This window comes from Mesorhizobium sp. B1-1-7, from assembly GCF_006442705.1.
Lineage (GTDB): Bacteria > Pseudomonadota > Alphaproteobacteria > Rhizobiales > Rhizobiaceae > Mesorhizobium > Mesorhizobium opportunistum.
This window is the reverse complement of record NZ_VFWQ01000024.1, coordinates 15,852-32,825: the sequence shown is the minus strand read 5'-3', so window position 1 is coordinate 32,825 and position 16,974 is coordinate 15,852. Positions and strand designations below refer to the sequence as shown.

At 63.2% G+C, this 16,974-nt stretch carries 15 protein-coding genes and 1 riboswitch; of the genes, 13 read left to right on the top strand and 2 right to left on the bottom strand.

Features of this window, described 5'->3' with window-relative positions; all coding sequences use genetic code 11:
- Positions 1–67: 67 nt before the first annotated feature.
- A riboswitch (TPP riboswitch) is annotated at positions 68–181 on the top strand.
- The 4 genes from FJ978_RS29530 (at position 172) to FJ978_RS29515 (ending at position 3,415) form a co-directional block, all read left to right on the top strand.
- Complete coding sequence (locus FJ978_RS29530) at positions 172–780, top strand: YkoF family thiamine/hydroxymethylpyrimidine-binding protein (protein ID WP_140576230.1); 609 nt, start codon at positions 172–174, stop codon at positions 778–780. Its footprint overlaps the riboswitch before it by 10 nt.
- Before the next feature lie 109 nt (positions 781–889).
- Positions 890–1,642 (top strand): ABC transporter permease, encoded by a 753-nt coding sequence (locus tag FJ978_RS29525; protein ID WP_140576295.1) that lies wholly within the window; start codon positions 890–892, stop codon positions 1,640–1,642.
- On the top strand, positions 1,639–2,406 hold the full coding sequence (locus tag FJ978_RS29520) for an ABC transporter ATP-binding protein (RefSeq protein ID WP_140576228.1): 768 nt from the start codon (positions 1,639–1,641) through the stop codon (positions 2,404–2,406). Before FJ978_RS29525 ends, FJ978_RS29520 begins: the two co-directional genes overlap by 4 nt.
- Positions 2,399–3,415: an ABC transporter substrate-binding protein gene (locus tag FJ978_RS29515; protein ID WP_140576226.1), complete on the top strand. Its 1,017-nt coding sequence runs from the start codon at positions 2,399–2,401 to the stop codon at positions 3,413–3,415. Before FJ978_RS29520 ends, FJ978_RS29515 begins: the two co-directional genes overlap by 8 nt.
- 63 nt (positions 3,416–3,478) lie before the next feature.
- Here FJ978_RS29515 and FJ978_RS29510 read toward each other — a convergent pair whose 3' ends face one another.
- Both FJ978_RS29510 and FJ978_RS29505 read right to left on the bottom strand, forming a co-directional pair.
- Positions 3,479–4,234 (bottom strand): hypothetical protein, encoded by a 756-nt coding sequence (locus FJ978_RS29510; protein WP_246678226.1) that lies wholly within the window; start codon positions 4,232–4,234, stop codon positions 3,479–3,481.
- A gap of 45 nt (positions 4,235–4,279) precedes the next feature.
- Positions 4,280–8,398 carry a tetratricopeptide repeat protein gene (locus FJ978_RS29505; protein WP_140576223.1) on the bottom strand — a complete coding sequence of 1,373 codons (4,119 nt, stop codon included), beginning with the start codon at positions 8,396–8,398 and terminating at the stop codon, positions 4,280–4,282.
- A 224-nt stretch (positions 8,399–8,622) separates the two neighbouring features.
- Between FJ978_RS29505 and FJ978_RS29500 the strand changes: the two genes are divergently transcribed.
- The 9 genes from FJ978_RS29500 (at position 8,623) to FJ978_RS29460 (ending at position 16,858) form a co-directional block, all read left to right on the top strand.
- The gene (locus tag FJ978_RS29500; RefSeq protein WP_013894520.1) at positions 8,623–9,318 is read left to right on the top strand and encodes an isoprenylcysteine carboxylmethyltransferase family protein; all 696 of its coding nucleotides are present in this window, start codon (positions 8,623–8,625) and stop codon (positions 9,316–9,318) included.
- A gap of 353 nt (positions 9,319–9,671) precedes the next feature.
- Positions 9,672–9,836 (top strand): DUF3309 family protein, encoded by a 165-nt coding sequence (locus FJ978_RS29495; protein WP_013894521.1) that lies wholly within the window; start codon positions 9,672–9,674, stop codon positions 9,834–9,836.
- Positions 9,837–10,228: 392 nt separating this feature from the next.
- Positions 10,229–10,954, top strand: coding sequence for a GntR family transcriptional regulator (locus FJ978_RS29490; RefSeq protein WP_140576221.1), 726 nt, complete (start codon positions 10,229–10,231; stop codon positions 10,952–10,954).
- Positions 10,955–10,957: 3 nt separating this feature from the next.
- The gene (locus tag FJ978_RS29485) at positions 10,958–12,013 is read left to right on the top strand and encodes an ADP-ribosylglycohydrolase family protein (RefSeq protein WP_140576220.1); all 1,056 of its coding nucleotides are present in this window, start codon (positions 10,958–10,960) and stop codon (positions 12,011–12,013) included.
- Entirely contained in the window at positions 12,010–12,978 is a 969-nt protein-coding gene (locus FJ978_RS29480) for a PfkB family carbohydrate kinase (protein ID WP_140576218.1), read from the top strand. Before FJ978_RS29485 ends, FJ978_RS29480 begins: the two co-directional genes overlap by 4 nt.
- A gap of 40 nt (positions 12,979–13,018) precedes the next feature.
- Entirely contained in the window at positions 13,019–14,074 is a 1,056-nt protein-coding gene (locus FJ978_RS29475; protein ID WP_140576216.1) for an ABC transporter substrate-binding protein, read from the top strand.
- A gap of 68 nt (positions 14,075–14,142) precedes the next feature.
- Complete coding sequence (locus FJ978_RS29470) at positions 14,143–15,006, top strand: ABC transporter permease (protein ID WP_023779798.1); 864 nt, start codon at positions 14,143–14,145, stop codon at positions 15,004–15,006.
- Positions 15,006–15,794 carry an ABC transporter permease gene (locus FJ978_RS29465; protein ID WP_140576293.1) on the top strand — a complete coding sequence of 263 codons (789 nt, stop codon included), beginning with the start codon at positions 15,006–15,008 and terminating at the stop codon, positions 15,792–15,794. Before FJ978_RS29470 ends, FJ978_RS29465 begins: the two co-directional genes overlap by 1 nt.
- Positions 15,794–16,858, top strand: a complete 1,065-nt coding sequence (locus FJ978_RS29460) for an ABC transporter ATP-binding protein (protein WP_013894528.1) — start codon at positions 15,794–15,796, stop codon at positions 16,856–16,858. Before FJ978_RS29465 ends, FJ978_RS29460 begins: the two co-directional genes overlap by 1 nt.
- Positions 16,859–16,974: the final 116 nt, after the last annotated feature.

Here is a 16,974-nt window from a genome sequence, read left to right as displayed (position 1 = left end):
GCAATGCTTTTGGCGCAGTTCGCTGAAAAAAACGGCTTCCCCAATCGATCGAATGGTGCTTTAACGCGCCCATCCACAGGGGTGCTCCGTACGGTCGGGGCTGAGACGGGGGCGGCAAGCCCACAGACCCTAGAAGCTGATCTGGGTAATACCAGCGGAGCGAGGCGGGCTATGTTTTCAGGCGCACAGATTTCCCTATATCCCATGGCCGACGATTTCGTCGGCGTCATTTTGGGCGCGCTCGGTGCGCTCGATCCCTATCGTGACCGGCTCAGGATCGAGACCGACGACATCTCGACCTTGCTGGTCGGGCCGCCCGAAGTGCTGTTCCCGGCTCTGCGCGACCTGTTCGTGGCGGCCGCGCGCAGCGGCAAGCATTGCGTTTTGTCAGCCGCCATTTCGCGTGGCTGCCCAGGCGAGCCGGACGATCCGATCTGCCGCTCCGAGGCCTTCGGCGGACCTGTCGGGCCGCTCGGCCCGCGCAAGGAGGCCGCCATCGCAGCCGTGCATGGCGCGGTCGCCACCGGCCAGCCGGCGGCGGCGCAATTCTCGCTTTATGTGATGGGTACCGGTGACCACATGGACGAGATCTATGGTTGCATCGATTTCTTGAAACAGTCCGGCGTCTACGATCGCTCCAAAAATTTCTGCACCAAACTGCGCGGCGATACGGGCGCGATCTTTTCGGCGCTCAACGAAGCTTTCTGCCGCTTCGGGCCGGGTGCCGGCCACGTAACCCTCGACGTCACGGTTTCCGCCAACAGCCCCACTGCTGTCTGAACCGCTCGCGCCGATGCGCGACCGTCAAGGTTGTCCTCTCGTGGTCTCATCGTCATTCAGCCGCCCGCGTCACCTCGCGGGCATCCTCGCCAAGGCAGTACCGGCCGTAATGTCGGTCGGGTTGCTGCTCGTGGCCTGGGAACTCTACGCTACCTATTCCGGCATCAAGCCGACGACTCTGCAGGCGCCCTCGCGTGTCTTTGAGCAGGCGATGCTCAATCGTGACGCGCTGGTCGACAACGCCATTCCCACCATCCGCGCCACGCTCATCGGTTTTGCCTTTTCGCTCAGCGCCGCTTTCGCGCTGTCGATGTTGGTAGACTTCTTCCAGCCGCTGCGGCGCGCCCTTTTTCCCGTCTTCATCATCAGCCAGACCTTGCCGCTGGTTGCGATCGCGCCGCTGGTGGTGCTGTGGTTCGGCTTCGGGCTGGCGCCGAAGATCATGCTGGTGGCGCTGGTTACCTTCTTCCCGATGCTGGTGGCGCTGGTCGAGGGCTATGAGGCAACCGAGCCCGAGATCGGCCAGATGCTACGCGCCATGGGGGCAGGGCGCTGGCGCGTCTTCGTGCTGGCGCGGCTGCCTTCGGCGCTGCCATATTTCTTCGCTGGCCTGCGGATCTCCATCACCTATGCCGTCGTCGGCGCCATCTTCGCCGAATATGCGGGTGCCGCCAAGGGGCTGGGCATCTACATGCTCAACGCCAAGAACAATTTTCGCCCCGACCTGGTGCTGGCCGCCGTCGGCGTCAGCGCCGCGCTTACTCTCATCCTGTTCGGATTGACGGTGCTGCTGCAGCGCTTGGCCATGCCCTGGGAACGGGCCGCGGGCAAGCAAGCCGCGGCAAAGGCGGCGCGGAGATGAGCCGGCTCGAATTGCGACATGTGCGCAAGGCGTTTGGCGGGCTCGACGTTCTTGCCGACATTTCGCTCAACGTCGGTGCCGGCGAATTCGTCTCGATCCTCGGACCGTCGGGCGCCGGCAAGTCGACGCTGTTCCAGCTTCTGACCGGCGCCGAACATGGCGAAGGCGAGATGTTGTTCGACGGCGTGCCGCTCGACGATCACGGCCGGCATTTTGCCTTCATGCCGCAGCGCGATGCGTTGATGCCGTGGCGGCGCATCCTCGACAACGCGACACTCGGGCTCGAAGTGCAAGGCATCAAGCGCAAGGCAGCACGGGCGCGGGTCGCGCCGCTGTTCGCCGAATTCGGACTTGCCGGCTTCGAGCGGCATTTTCCGGCGCAGCTTTCGGGCGGCATGCGCCAGCGCGCGGCGCTGTTGCGCACGGTTGTGCAGGAGCGCGACATGCTTTTGCTCGACGAGCCTTTCGGCGCGCTCGACGCACTGACCCGCGCCGCCATGCAGCGTTGGCTCGAGCAGATGTGGCGGCACCATCGCTGGACGGCACTGCTGATCACCCACGATGTGCGCGAAGCCGTATACCTGTCCGACCGCATCTATGTGCTGTCGGCGCGCCCGGCCCGTGTGCTGCGTGAGATCAGGGTGCCGTTGCCGCGTCCGCGCGACCCGACCGGTGCCGCCGCGCGCCAGGCCATCGCACTCGAGGCCGAGATCCTCGACATTTTGCTCAACCCTCAACCCTCCAAAGGACATGACCATGACTGATCTGACGCGCCGGCAGGCCTTGCTGCTTACCCTCGCCAGCGGTCTTCCGCTGATCGCCGGACCGGGCCGCTCTTTCGCGGCGATGCAGAAAATCACCGTCGCTTTGGACTGGACGGTCAACACCAACCACATCGGGCTGTTCGTCGCCCGCGACAAGGGGTTTTATTCCGACGCCGGCCTCGAGGTCGACATTCTGCCCTACAGCGATACCGGCGCCGGCACGCTGGTCGCCAACCGTGTCGCCGATTTCGGCATCAACGGCACCATCAGCCTGTTCACCCAGAAAACCGCCGGAGCGGACTTGAAAGCCGTCTACGCCGTGGTGCAATCCGAAACCGGCCGGCTGGTGTTCAATGCCGCGCGCAGCGACATCAAGAGCCCGAAGGACCTTGAAGGCCTGACCTATGGCGGTTTTGGCAGCGCCTGGGAAAACGCGCTGATCTCGACCATCATCCGCCATGATGGCGGCAAGGGCAATTTCGAAACGGTGACGCTCGGCACCTCCGCCTACGAAGCCCTTGCCAACGGCACCGTCGACTTCACGCTGGAGGTTTTGACCTGGGAGGGCGTCGAGGCGGAACTCAAAGGCGTCCATCAGCGCAGCTTCGTCTATGCCGACTATGGCGTGCCCGACGAGCACACGACGCTGATCTCGTCGAGCGAGGCGTATCTGTCAGCGAACCCTAAGCTTGCGGAGGCCTTCATCGAGGCGACGCAGCGCGGCTACCGGTTCGCCGTTGAGCATCCCGATGAAGCGGCCGCGCTGCTCATCACCGCCAACAAGGATGCGCTGACCAATCCGGCGCTGATCAAGGCCTCGCTGAAGGCGCTGATCGACGGGCACTATCTGCGCGCGGAAAACGGCGCCATCGGCAGGATGGATCCGGCCAAGATGGACGCGATCGGCGACTATCTCTTCACTGCGGGCATTCTGCATGACGCCGATGGCAAGGTTCTGACGCAACACCCTGATTTCACGAAGTATTTCAGCAATTCAACTCTGGGCTAGGCGGCCAATCCGGCTCTCGGAACTGATGGGTCCTCATCAATCGCGCGGATGCGCAGACCTCGGCTAATTCCGGGCGATCTCATAGAGCAAAGTTGTTTTGACGTGCCGCCCGGGCTCGCCCTGCAGTGAAAGAGCGGATGTATATAGTTTCGGGACTGCCGGGCAGAGACCTTCGAATTCCGGGCTGACATTGGCAATTGCATTCATCTCGGTGGGAGTGCCGCCAGCGTTGATGAAGGCGTCGGCCAGCAGTGACCAGTCCTCATCGCTGGCTGAAGCGGCAGCCAGACCGCTCTTCTTCGCCGCGCCGAAGGCGTGGAACAGGGTGGCTCCGATCTTGTCCATGTCGGTCAGGAAATCGCGATCCGGCATGCTGAGCGCGTCCGGCCCGTTGCGAAGGTAGTTGTTGCAAGTGACTGGGGCTTCCCGCGCCATGACATGGTTGAGCATGGCCAATTGTGCACGCAGCGCCTCGGCGGCATTGCTGTCTGGGGACGAAGACAGCAGGGATGCGTATCTTTGCCTGAGGCCGGCGACCGCCATCCTGCTCGTGTTTCGCACTTGCTCCACGCTTCCAAGTCTGGCCGCGGCAGTGATCTTTTCCACGACGGCGTCATAGTCGTCTGGAAACTCCTGCTGGATTGCCATGAATATCTGGCTTCCCTGGCTCTGAATCTGTTCGCTCACCTGAGCTGTGGTCAGGGTCTGCGGATCGGGCGAGCCCGCCACTGTCTGGTAGAGATATTTGCCGCCGGCAAAGCCGAGCGCCCAAGGCAATATCTTTACCGCAACGAAAGACAAAGCGGCGACCGCCGCCACGCCCAAGCTTCTCCAACGCGCCATCGCCGACCCTCCCTAAACTGTCTATTTCCCGCCGAGGCTCAGCGCTTTCTTGCGGTCGGCCTCGGCACGCTTGTGGTTACCCTTGGCGTCCCACGCCTTGCTGCGCACTTTGTAGGCGGTGGCGAAATCTGGTTTGAGCTTTATCGTCTGGCTCAGATCGGCGATGGCCCCGTCATAGTCCGCCTTGCTGATCCGGATCACGCCCCGGCCCAAATAGGCGAAAGGGTTCTTGCGGTCGAGGCCGAGCGCCTTTTCGAAATCGCGCAGCGCTGCGGCGTCCTCATGTCTACCCATCCATATGAGGCCCCGATCGGCATAGACCTTTGCGTCCCTGGTATTGAGACTGATGGCCTTGTCGTAGTCCGCAAGCGCACCGTCGTAATCTCCCTGGAAACCGAGGTTCTGGCCGCGGTCGTAGTAGGTCTCGGCAAGATTCGGATTGAGCGCGATCGCCTGGCTGTAGTCAGCGACGGCATGAGCGTAGTCCCGCTTGGCCTCCCAGGCCATTGCTCGGGCCAGATAGGCGTCGTGGAACGCCGGAAAGAATGCAATCGCTTTGCCGTACAGGGCTATGGCGCCGTCATAGTCGTTCTTCTCATGCAGCGTCCAGCCCTTGCTGAACGCCTGCGCGGCTGGCGAAGCGCTGCTTGGCTTGGCCGGCGCCTCGCCAACGGCTTTGCCTGGCATCTTCGAGGCGTTCGCTTTCGCCGCCATGGCGATCTGGCGGCCCTTGCGGGCGAGGGCAAGCTTTGGATCGAGCCTCAGCGCTTGATCGTAGTCGGCAATGGCCTGGTCGTACTCGCCCTTGGTGAACCAGACGCTGCCGCGCCCGAAATAAACCGGAGCATATTGCGGGTCGAGTTCGATCACGCGACTGTAGTCCGCGATGGCACGATCCAGTTCGTTCTTTTTGCTCCAGGCGACGGCGCGGCCGATGTAAGCGTCGACATAAGCGGGATAGAGTTCAATAACCTTGCCATAGTCCGTGATGGCTGCGTCATATTTGCCTTTCGCGACAAGCGACGTACCGCGGCCGACATAGGCCGAGGCTTTCCTTGGATCGAGGGCGATCGCGCGGCTGTACTCGGCGATGGCACGATCGTATTTGCGCTTCCCGTAGAACGCATTGCCACGATCCATGAAGGCTTGGAGGTTCCTGGGATCCGAACCGACGGCGAGCGGCGCGGCGCCGCCTTTCTTCAAGGCGGCCACGGCCGCCTTGCGGGCGACCGCGTAGTCCGGATTGCCCGGATAGAGTCTTATCGCCTGGTCGAAATCGGCAATCGCGCCGCTGTAATCCTTGCTATCGGCCCGTTCTATGCCGCGCCCGTAGTAGCTGGGGGCATCCTTGGCATCGATCTCGATCGCCGCCGAATAGGCTGTGATCGCTCGCTGGGAATCGCCATTCACGTGCCATGCCATGCCCATGCAGAAATAGGCATCCACCAGCTTCGGATCGAACGCGGCGGCCCGACCGCAATCGGCGAGGGCACCTTCGGCATCCTCGGTGGTGGCCTTGACCATGCCTCGGCGAACATAAGCAGAGACCATATTTGGCAGGAGCTCGATCACGCGGTCATAGTCGTCAATCGCCCGATCATAGGCGCGCTTGTCGTTCCAGGCGTTGCCGCGGCCGAAATAGGCGAGGGGGCTGTCGGGGTCGAGCGCGATCGCCTTGCCATACGCGCTGATTGCCTGGTCATACTTGCCGGCATCCGACAGGCTGTCGCCCTGCCGTACCGCGGCCAGAACGCGCGGGTCGGTCGCCTGAATGAGCTTCGCCATCTCAGCGGTCGAAAGCCTGGCCTCGGGCTGGCTATCATTGTCGACGTCCTGCAGGACCGCAGGTTCGGCGCCGGGTTGCAGCTCGGCTTTCGTCGCCACCGCTGCCCTGCGGCTGGCGAGATAGTCCGCATTGCCTGGATCAAGCCCGATCGCCTTGTCGAAATCGGCAATGGCGCCGTCATAGTCTTTCCTGCCGGCCCTAGCCATGCCGCGCCCGTAATAGCTCGCGTCATCCTTCGGATCGATCTCGAGCGCCACCGAATAAGCGGCAACCGCGCGGGCAGCGTCGCCCTTCGCTTGCCATGCCATGCCCTTGCAGAAGTATGCGTCACGCGCCTTTGCATCGAGTGTTGCAGCCCGGCTGCAATCGGCAAGCGCGCCCTCGGCATCGCCTGACGTAACCTTGGCGAGACCCCGGCGAAAATGCGCCGCGGCAAAATTGGGGGCGAGTTCGATGACCTTGTCGTAGTCTGCGATCGCCTGCTTGTAAGCGCGTTTGGCAGCCCAGGCCTTGCCGCGGCCGAAATAGGCAAACCGGTCGTTCGCATCGAGCGAGATCGCCTGGTTGTAGGCGCCGATCGCCTGATCGTACTTGCCCATGTCCAGGAAGGCATCGCCGCCAAGGACCGCTTCCAGGGTTTGCGGATCGGTCGCCTCCATGGCCCTCGCGGCCAGCGTGTCTTCTGTGGCCGTGATATTCGGAACGACGGCTCGAAGCTTCGGCCGTTGTGTGTCTGGCGGTGGAGCCGACTTGCTCTCATTGCCCACAACCCGTTCACTGCAGCTTGCCGCCCGCTTTGGATCGAGTTCGGCGGCGCGACGGCAATCCGCCGCAGCACCGGCCGTATCGCCCTTCAGTGCCCTGGCGCCGGCCCGGCTGAAATAGGCTTCAGCGCTCTCCGGATCGAGGCTGATCGCCTTGTCGAAATCGAGAAGCGCGCCTTCGACACCATACTTTGCAAGCCGCGTCTCGGCGCGCTCAAGCAAGGCTTTTGCGGCTGCCGGGTTTCTTGTCTCCGTGACAGCCGGCGGAGCTGTTTCGCCAGGAGCGCGTTGGCTGCAAGAGCCTGCGCGCTTCGGGTCGAGTTCGACGGCGCGCCGACAGTCTGTGGCGGCAATGGCGTGGTTTCCTTGCGATGCCTCGGCGAACGCCCGGTCGTAAAAGGCTTCGGCATTGTAAGGATCCAGCTGGATCGCGAAGCTGAATGAGTCTATCGCGCCCGCGACGTCGCCGTGCATCTGCTGCTCCAGCCCCCGTTTGAGGTTCCAGGCAACGCGTTCGGAGTGATCCTCTTTGGGGTATAGTTGTAGCGGTTCGTACACCGGGGATGCGCCAGGATTGAGCGATTGCGACACAGCCGGCGCCTTTGTGCCGACCGGTCCTGGGTCACAAAGACCTGCCTTCTTCGGATCGAGCTCGATGGCCTTACGGCAATCGGCGACTGCACCGACGGTGTTGCCGCTGCGAGCGCGCGTGAGCGAACGGCCGAAATAGGCGTCGGCGTCCGTCGGTTTGAGGGCGATCACCTTGTCGAAATCGGCGATGGCGCGGTCGTCGTCGCCGCTGTTGGTCAAGGCAACGGCTCTGTTGTAATAGCCGTCGATGCTGGTGGAATCGAGCCCGACCGCCCGATCGGCGTCTGCAAAGGCACGAGCCCAGTCGCTCTTGGCGATCCAGGCGGCGCTGCGACTGGCATAGGCATCCACGCTCTCGGGATCGAAGCCCGTGGCCGCGTCGAAATCGGCGATGGCAAGGTCGAAGTCGCCCCTGGAAGCGCGGGCTATGCCGCGGTTGACATACGCTTGGACATCCCGTGGATCGCTCCGGATCGCCTCGCCATATTCGGTGATCGCCCGGTCATGGTCGCCCTTTTGCTGCCAGACCACGCCAAGATTGTTGTGCGCTTTGCCATTGTTCGGATCGGCCGCGATCGCCTGTTCGAAATCGATAATGGCCGCGTCGGTCTTGCCTTTGCGGAAGAAGGCCAGGCCACGGCTGTAGTAGGGATCGCTCGAGTCCGGCTCGAGACTGATGGTGACGTTGAAGTCAGCAATGGCGCGGTCGTTTTCCCCCTTGTTGTACCAGGCAGTCCCGCGGTTGAAATAGGCGATAACGCGGTTCCGCGACGGCTCCGTCTTGTCCTCGGCAATCGGCGTGCAGGCGGCAATGAGTTGGTCGGCATCGACCTTGCCGTCGCTGAAGCAGACGGCGTAGTCCTTGCCGGCGCCGAGCGCGGCCGTGTTCAGTGCGAGAAAAGCGGCAAGGCCTGCCGGCCACCCTCGGCGCAAAGCTCTCGCCAGCAAGCACGATCCGATCGCGGCGGCGACCAGCCCCGCAGCCTTCCAGCTCACCATTCGCCGGTCCTCCCCCGAAAACCTTTGATCCGTTTCAATGACGATCGACATATTGTTCTTTATTTGTTCCAAAAATGCAAGCATAAATTGCAATACAGCTGAGACGATCGGCACTTCCTAATGCTCGCATCCCTTTCGGAGGCCCTATTTAGTGCCGATCTGAGCTTCTCGGTTAACGGGCCGGCAATGGTTGCGTGCAAAGGTCACCCGGAGGGATCATTGGGGTGCTTGGCTTGCTCATGTCTAAAAGTGAAACCCTTTCGAGCGCCAATGAGAGCGGGATTCTGTCCGCGGCCCGAAAGCGTGAAATCCTGATCGACCTGCGCGAAGGCTTCTTTCGTGTGTGTGCGTTGGCCTTTGCTGGCATGTTCGTCTACCGCGGCGTATCCCATCTCATCGAGGATCCGACCCGACTCAACATCGCGTTGCTGGCAATCTCCGAGGTGCTCACCTTCACATGGCTGATGCTGTCGCGGCGCCCGGTGACACGCGACTGGAACCCGCTCACCGTGATTGTCACCATGATTGCCAGTTTTGGCGCCGGCTTCATCACGCTGGAACCGGGAGCGGCCATCATTCCGGTGTATGTCGCAGCCCCGCTGCAGATACTGGCGGTGTCGTTTGTCATTTGGGGGAAAGCATCGCTGGGGCGTTCGTTTGCCTTGCTGCCCGGCAATCGCGGCGTGATGACCGGCGGTGCCTACCGCCTGGTACGGCATCCAATCTATGCCGGCTACCTTGCCGGCCATATCCTGTTCCTGCTGTCGGCCTTCTCCTTCTACAATCTCGCTGTCTACGCCGTGATAACCTATCTTCAGCTTTACCGAATCCTGCGTGAAGAGGCCCTGCTGGCGGCGTTGCCGGAATACCGCGACTACATGAGCCGCGTGCGCTACAGGCTGTTCTACGGGATCGCCTGACAGTTCCCGTCCCAGACGGAAGCCAAACTGCTTCGGACTGACTGAGGCCGTTTGGAATCTTTTGCCCTGGCCGGCATTGGAAAGCGTTTTCCGCGCTTGCGGTGCCTAAGGACATGGCGCCCGCGTCAGCTCTGCCTGCTGATCGCACACCGCTGAGGCCAAAGTGCCGGGATCCTGGCCCGCCGGTTGGAAATCCCGCCGCCCAGGCGGGCTCTCCGCGTTTCTCGATGCCGGTTGTTGCCGTGCCATCAAGCCATCCGGCGGAACGCAAATGCCCCAGAGGCGTTCATCTCCAGGCAACATCGCCAAGCGTGACGTGAGATCGGCACGCGGGCGCACAGGGAGCGGGAACCATGAGCTTAGGCACCATACTCATCATCATTCTTGTCATTGCGCTGCTTGGCGGCTTCAGCGGGCTCGGCGGCGGACCGTTCTACGGAACCGGTTATTATGGTGGCGGCGGGCTCGGCCTTGTGCTGCTGATCATTATCATCCTTGTTCTGCTCGGGCGTATCTAGCGGTGCGGTTCCGCCGTCGTCAGTCGCTCGCAATCTCGTGACCCCATCGGCAGGGCCGCGCACCGCATTGTGATGGAAGCAGGCCGGCTTGTGATCCGGCATTTCGTGCGACTGAGGTATGGTGATTTCGGTCCACACCCCCGTGGAAACAAGAGGAGAGGGTCCCACCCCTTGTCCTCCTCCAAGGCCCGCCCCGGCATCCCGGAGCGGGCTTTCTTTTTTCGCCTAGCGGTGTGTCGTCCGCGATCGTGGACACTTTCTGGCAGAGCGCTGCGAGGCCTTCCTTCATGGCGGTCCGTATCGTCGAGAAACATTCACCTGCCAATCGTTGACACAATTGCCGCATCGAGATATTGAACAGGATTATACAGGTTTACTGAACAGGTACGCATATGAAGCGGCGCGCGGTTCAATTGTCTCCCGGCACGGGCAAGCCCGAGCAGATCGCCACCGTTCTCGAACATGAAATCCGCTCCGGCGTGCTCGGCTTCGGCGACCGCCTGCAGAGCGAGAACGAACTCGTCCAGCGCTTCTCCGTCAGCCGCAACACGGTCCGCAGGGGGCTCGAGGAGCTGTCCAGCCGCGGGCTGATCACCACAAAGGTCGGCATCGGCTCCTTCGTCACTTTCGATGGCAAGCCGGTCGACGATGCCATCGGCTGGTCGCGGGCGCTGGCCAATGCCGGCGCCAATGCCGAGACGCGGACGCTGCGGCTGGAGGTTATCGAGGACGTCGATCTGGCTGCCATACTGGAGATCGAAAGCCCGTTCTTCATTGCCGTGGACCGGGTGCGCACCAATGCCAGCGACGGCCATGCAATCTCCATCGAGCGCAGCCGCCTGCCGTTATCGCCCGAGCTGGAAGACGTGCCGCTTCGCGGCCTGCGCGAAGGCTCACTGCACCAGACGCTGCGCGCCGCCGGCCTCATTCCCGACCATGGCGAGGAATGGGTGGGCATCGAGATGCTCAATGCGGAGGACGCTGCTATCCTCGGCTGCCCGCAAGGTACGCCCTTCCTGCGCGGTCGCCGGCTGACGCGGGCCGCCGATGACCGGCCGATCGAATATGTCATCAGCCTGCTCAACCCGGCGCATTTCGCGCTGCATATGAGGTTCTGAGCGATGCCGGATGCCGCCAGGAACATGTTCGATCGCGCCATGGGCGCGCTTGTCGGTGGAGCGCTGGGCGACGCGCTCGGCATGCCGACGCAGCTTCTGTCGCCAGCCCGGATTGCCCAACTCCACGGCCATGTCGAGGATTTCATCGCGCCTTTCGCCGACCATCCGGTGTCGAAGGGACTGCTGGCCGGAACCATCACCGACGATACCGAACAGGCGCTTCTGCTCGGCCGTATCCTCGTCGAATCGGGCGAGCGCTTCGACCATGCGCGTTGGGTCAACGCGCTGCTCGACTGGGAGCGCGAGGTCAAGGCGCGCGGCAGCTACGATCTTCTGGGGCCGTCGACCAAGCGTGCCATAGACGCCATCAACAATGGCGTGCCGGCGGAAGAGGCGGGGCGCAGTGGCGACACCAATGGCGCGGCCATGCGCATCGCCCCGGTCGGCATCATGATGCCGCTGGAGCCGCTGGACGCGTTCGTCGCCAAGGTGGCCGAAACCTGCCGCGCAACGCACAACACGTCGATCGCCATTGCCTCGGCCGCTGCCGTTGCGGCGGCCGTCAGCCGTGGCATCGCCGGTGGCGATTGGCGCGCCGCATCAGACAGCGCCGTCGCGGCGGCGAGGCGAGGGGCAACGCTCGGCCATTGGGTGACCGGTGGCGACATCGCCGCTCGCATCGTCTGGGCGCAGGATATCGTGCGCGGCAAGACGAAAAGGGATGCGATCCGGATGATCATCGATCTGGTCGGCACCGGCGTCGCCAGCCAGGAATCGGTTCCGGCAGCCTTCGCTGTTCTGGAGGTCGCGGGCGGTGATCCCTGGCAGGCGGCGGTCATCAGTGCCAATCTCGGCGGCGATACCGACACGATCGGCGCCATCGCGGCCGGTATGGCAGGTGCCTGTGCCGGCTTCTCGCGATTGCCACGGCAGCGTGTCGCTGATCTCAAGGGCATCGACATGGCGGACGTTCGGGCGCTGGCCGCCGACCTTGTCGCGGCGAGGGTGGCCAGGAGCGGTGCGCAGAAAACCGGCTCCGGCAAGGACGCCGCGGCATGAGCCGGCGTCTGGTCCATGTCGGCAGCGCGGTGGTCGATCATGTCTACCGCATCGATGCCTTGCCGGCGCCAGGCACCGAGAAGACGGCGTCGAGCTACACGCAGGTCGCCGGCGGCGGTTTCAACATGATGGTCGCGGCCAGCCGCACGGGCATGAAGGTGGTGTTCGGCGGGCAGCTCGGCAGCGGGCCGAATGGCGACTTCCTGCGCGCTGCCTTCGCCACGGAGGGCATCGAGACGCTGACACCGCCATCGCCGGTCATGGACAGCGGCAATTGCGTCGCCATGATCTCGAGCGACGCCGAACGCACGTTCGTGTCGTGGCCGGGGGCGGAGAGCATTCTCAGCCTCGACATGATGACGCCGGTGTCGGTGGGACCGGGGGATTGGGTGTTCACGTCAGGCTATACGCTGAGCTATCCCAACAGCCGCGATGCGCTTGCCGACTGGATCGAGGCGTTGCCGGCGGGGATATTTTTCGTCTTCGATCCGACACCGGTCATAGCGGACATTCCGCGTGCCGTCCTGTTGCGGGTGCTCGCCCGCACCACCTGGCTGAGCTGCAATACAACGGAAGCGGCCGACATTGCCGGGTCAGGCGATGTCGAGGCGCTCGCGGCACGGCTTCTGACGGATCATTGTCCAAACGCCGATGGTGTCGTCATCCGCAGCGCCGCCAAGGGCTGCCATATCAGGTTGGCAACGGGTTCGGCCCAAACCATTCCAGGTTTCAAGGTGGCGGCGGTCGACACCAACGGCGCCGGCGACACCCATATCGGCGCTTTCGTCAGTGCGCTGGCGCGCGGCGTGCACTGCTTTGAGGCAGCGCGCTACGCCAATGCGGCGGCCGCCATTTCGGTTACCCGCCATGGCGGCTCGTCGGCGCCAAACGATCACGAGATCCAGGAATTCCTAAGCCGTGACGGTTATTCGGTGACCGCGCCTGGCCGGAAGCAAGAGGCCTAAACAAAACCCGCCAAGCGGGTAAACAATGAGAGGAACGAACATGCGCATGCCCAGACTGACTGCTTTCCTGGCGGCGACCGCCGTCATCACCTCAGTGCTGGCCGCCAGTGCCGCCGAAGTGCATGTGCTCAATTGGAAGGGCTATGGCGCTGACGAGCCGTGGGCCGTCGAGGCCTTCGAAAAGGCGACCGGGAACAAGGTCGTCAACGATTTCTTCAATTCCGAACAGGAAATGCTGACCAAGATCCGGACCAATCCCGGTCTCTATGACGTGGTCATGATCAACGCCGCTTTCAACGACCAGGCGATGGCGGAAAAGCTGATCCAGCCGATCGACACCTCGAAGCTGCCGAACTATGCCGACATCAGCAAGGACAAGGCCGGTTCGCCAATGCTCGACCATGACGGCAAGGTCTATGGTGTGCCGTGGGTGTGGGGCCTGACGGCGCTCGCCATCAATGAAAAATCCTTCGACAAGCCGCCGACCAGCATCGCCGAAATGTGGGATCCCGCACACAAGGGCCGTGTCGTCATCCGCGACGACGCCGTCGAGGCGGTGCAGTTCGGCGCCATCGCCACCGGCCAGAACATCAACGACATCAAGGACATGGACGCGGTCAAGACGAAGCTCACCTCGCTGATGCCGCAGATCAAGACTTTCTGGAGTTCGGAAAACGACTGGAACCAGATGGTCGCCTCCAACCAGATCGACATCGGCACCTACTGGAGCGGCTCGGCCGACCGCGCCAAGACGCACTTCAAGCTGCCGGTCTCGCTGGTCATTCCGCAGGAAGGCGCCGTCGCCTGGCTCGATGCGTTTTCCATTCCGGTCGGTTCCAAGAATGTCGCGGGCGCGGAGGCTTTCATCAACTACATGATCGACCCGAAATTCTATGTCGAATGGGTCACCAAGGTCGGCGCGCCCGTGTCGGCCAACACCAAGGCGGTGGACGCGCTGCCCGAGGATGCCTTCAACCGCAAGGTGATGGGCGATCCCGAGGTCGCCAAGCGCATCCAATTCCAGGCGCCGATCACCGACAAACAGCGCGAAGCCTATCTGGCGCTGTGGCAGCAGCTCAAGGTCGACGTGAAGTAAATAGCAGACGTCAGGGCCGGCCGGCGATCTTCGCCGGCTGGTTCTTCAGCCCTGGGGAGGAGTGCATGATGGCAGGTGCGGCCGCGTCGCGCAGCGGGCTGAAATCGGCGCTGCCGCTACTGGCGCCAGCCTATCTCTGGCTGACCGTGGCGATCTTCCTGCCGCTCTCGGCCATGGTCTTCTTCTCCTTCATGACCGACCTGCCGCTGTCGGGAAAGCCGTGGGCCTTCACCCTTGGCAACTATGCCGCCTTCTTCTCGCAAAGCCTCTATTTGACGCTGCTGCTGGCGTCGCTGCGCCTCGGCCTCGAGGTGACGCTGTGGTGCATCGTCATCGGCTATCCCGCCGCTTACGTGCTGGCCAAGGTGCTGAAGGGCCGCAGCCGCGAGGCGATCTTCCTGCTCGTCATCCTGCCGTTCTGGTCTAATGGGCTGGTGCGGATCTTCTCCTGGGCGATGGTGCTGCGCGAGGGCGGCATCCTCGATACGGCGCTCAACGCGGTGCTGCCGTTCAAGATCAACATCGATCTCATGTATTCCTATCCAGCCGTCATCATCGGGCTGGTGCACTCCTACGTGCCCTACATGGTGCTGACTTGCTATCTCACCCTGCAGGCGATCGACGATTCACTGATCGAGGCCGGGCGCTCGCTCGGCGCCTCACGGCTGCAGGTGCTGAAGCGGGTGATCATCCCGCTCTCGATGCCGGGACTGGTGGCGGGCGCGGCGCTCATCTTCGTGCCGGTCGTCGGCTCGTTCATGGAGCCGCGCATTCTGGGCGGCCGTACTGGAACCTTTTACGGCACGGTGATCGAGGACCAGTTCGTCGCCGTGTTCAATTGGCCGCTGGGCGCGGCACTCTCCTTCATCCTGCTGGCCGTCGTGCTGGTCATCCTGGCGGTTGCCTCTCCGGTGTTGCGGAGGGCCGCGTGATGATGACCACCCGCATCCTCGAAGGACTTGGCCGCCTCTATGTCGGGCTGCTGCTCGCCTTCCTCTATCTGCCGATCATCATCATGGCGCTGATGTCGTTCAACGTCTCGCCCTTCTACCAGTTGCCGTTCGAATGGACGACCGAATGGTATGCCTCGCTGTGGCAGAACGACCAGCTGATCTCGGCCACCTGGAACAGCCTTGAGATCGCCGTCATCACCACTGTCATCAGCGTGGTGCTTGGCTCGGCCGCGTCGCTTGCACTCCACCGCTATGAATTCCGGGGCAAGAAGTTCCTGCAGGCGCTGCTGTTTCCGCCGATCGCCATTCCGTGGCTGATCACGGGAACAGCGATGCTGATCTTTTTCTTCGGCGTCGGCATCGGGCGCGGCCTGTTCGCCATCCTGCTCGGCCATGTCGCGCTTGCGCTGCCCTATGTCATCGTCGTCGTCTCGGCGCGGCTGCGGACCTTCGCGCCCGAACTGGAAGAGGCGGCGCGCTCGCTCGGCGCCAACCAGTGGCAGGTGACCAACCGCGTCACGCTGCCCTGGATCATGCCTGGCGTCATCGCCGGCGGGCTGTTTGCCTTCGCTGTGTCGTTCGACCAGTTCGTCGTCTCCTACTTTCTGGCGACGCCTGGCCAGACGACGCTGCCGGTCGAAATCTACGCCGCGATCCGCAAGGGTTTTACGCCCGAGATCAACGCGGTCTCGACGATCATCATCGTGGTGTCGATGGCGCTGATGTTGCTGACGGCGCGCTTCTTCAAATTCGGCGGAGAGAAATAATGGCCGGCGTGCAGGTATCGAACATCTCGCGCAGCTTTGGCGCGCACAAGGCGCTGGACGACGTCTCCATCGATTTCGCCGATGGCGGTTTCTATGCGTTGCTCGGGCCGTCGGGCAGCGGCAAGACCACGCTGCTGCGCCAGATAGCCGGCTTCGATTTTCCCGACTCCGGCCGCATCGCCATTGGTGGCGAGAGTGTCGAACGGGTGCCGGTCGAAAAGCGCCGCATCGGCATGGTGTTCCAGAACTACGCGCTGTTTCCCAATATGAGCGTCGCCGACAATGTCGCCTTCGGCCTATCGGTGCGCGGCGAGGCCAAGGCGGTGATCGCGACGGAAGTGCAGCGCGCGCTCGATCTCGTGCAATTGGGCAAGCTCGGCGGCCGCCGGCCGCATCAGCTCTCCGGCGGCCAACGCCAACGCGTGGCGCTGGCGCGGGCCATCGTCACCAAGCCGCGCGTGCTTTTGCTCGACGAGCCGCTCGGCGCGCTCGACAAGGCGCTGCGCGTCGACATGCAGATCGAACTGAAGCGCATCCAGCGCGAGATCGGCATCACCACCATCTTCGTCACCCACGATCAGGAAGAAGCGCTGACGATGAGCGACCGCATCGGCATACTGCGCGACGGCAGGCTGGTGCAGGAAGGGCCGCCGGAGGAGATCTACGACCGGCCGAAAAGCGAATTCGCAGCGACCTTCCTCGGCGACGCCAACATCTTTCGCGGCGATTCGACCGGCAACGGCATCCGGCTGCCGGACGGCACGGCGATCGCCGCCGGCGTGGGCGCGACGCTTGCGGCCGGCGCGAAGGCCAGTTGCGCCGTTCGGCCCGAGCGCATTCGGATTGCCACGGATGCAGGCATTTCGGACGGCGATGCCAATAGCCTGAAGGGCCAGGTCTCCAAGCGTATTTTCGCCGGCAACAACAGCACCTACTTCGTCGAGCGGGCCGGCCAGACGCTGAAGGTCATCGTGCAGAACACCGGCGCGGACAGGTTGGCGGAAGGGCAGGATGTGGTGCTGCGCTGGTCGCCGGAGAGTACGGTGTTGATCGCGGCGGGTTAGGCCGCGCGGTTCGATAACTGGGACTGTTGGCGTTCCTTCGCACCCCCCTCTGTCCTGCCGGACATCTCCCCCGCAAGGGGGAGATTGGCGGTTTCAGCGTCGCTGCCCTTTCTGCA

Coding starts and splice junctions, on each gene's coding strand:
- FJ978_RS29495 (WP_013894521.1), top strand. CDS start 9,672: ATGAGCTTAGGCACCATACTCATCATCATTCTTGTCATTGCGCTGCTT.
- FJ978_RS29460 (WP_013894528.1), top strand. CDS start 15,794: ATGGCCGGCGTGCAGGTATCGAACATCTCGCGCAGCTTTGGCGCGCAC.
- FJ978_RS29520 (WP_140576228.1), top strand. CDS start 1,639: ATGAGCCGGCTCGAATTGCGACATGTGCGCAAGGCGTTTGGCGGGCTC.
- FJ978_RS29475 (WP_140576216.1), top strand. CDS start 13,019: ATGCGCATGCCCAGACTGACTGCTTTCCTGGCGGCGACCGCCGTCATC.
- FJ978_RS29515 (WP_140576226.1), top strand. CDS start 2,399: ATGACTGATCTGACGCGCCGGCAGGCCTTGCTGCTTACCCTCGCCAGC.
- FJ978_RS29470 (WP_023779798.1), top strand. CDS start 14,143: ATGGCAGGTGCGGCCGCGTCGCGCAGCGGGCTGAAATCGGCGCTGCCG.
- FJ978_RS29525 (WP_140576295.1), top strand. CDS start 890: ATGTCGGTCGGGTTGCTGCTCGTGGCCTGGGAACTCTACGCTACCTAT.
- FJ978_RS29480 (WP_140576218.1), top strand. CDS start 12,010: ATGAGCCGGCGTCTGGTCCATGTCGGCAGCGCGGTGGTCGATCATGTC.
- FJ978_RS29530 (WP_140576230.1), top strand. CDS start 172: ATGTTTTCAGGCGCACAGATTTCCCTATATCCCATGGCCGACGATTTC.
- FJ978_RS29465 (WP_140576293.1), top strand. CDS start 15,006: ATGATGACCACCCGCATCCTCGAAGGACTTGGCCGCCTCTATGTCGGG.
- FJ978_RS29485 (WP_140576220.1), top strand. CDS start 10,958: ATGCCGGATGCCGCCAGGAACATGTTCGATCGCGCCATGGGCGCGCTT.
- FJ978_RS29490 (WP_140576221.1), top strand. CDS start 10,229: ATGAAGCGGCGCGCGGTTCAATTGTCTCCCGGCACGGGCAAGCCCGAG.
- FJ978_RS29505 (WP_140576223.1), bottom strand. CDS start 8,398: ATGGTGAGCTGGAAGGCTGCGGGGCTGGTCGCCGCCGCGATCGGATCG.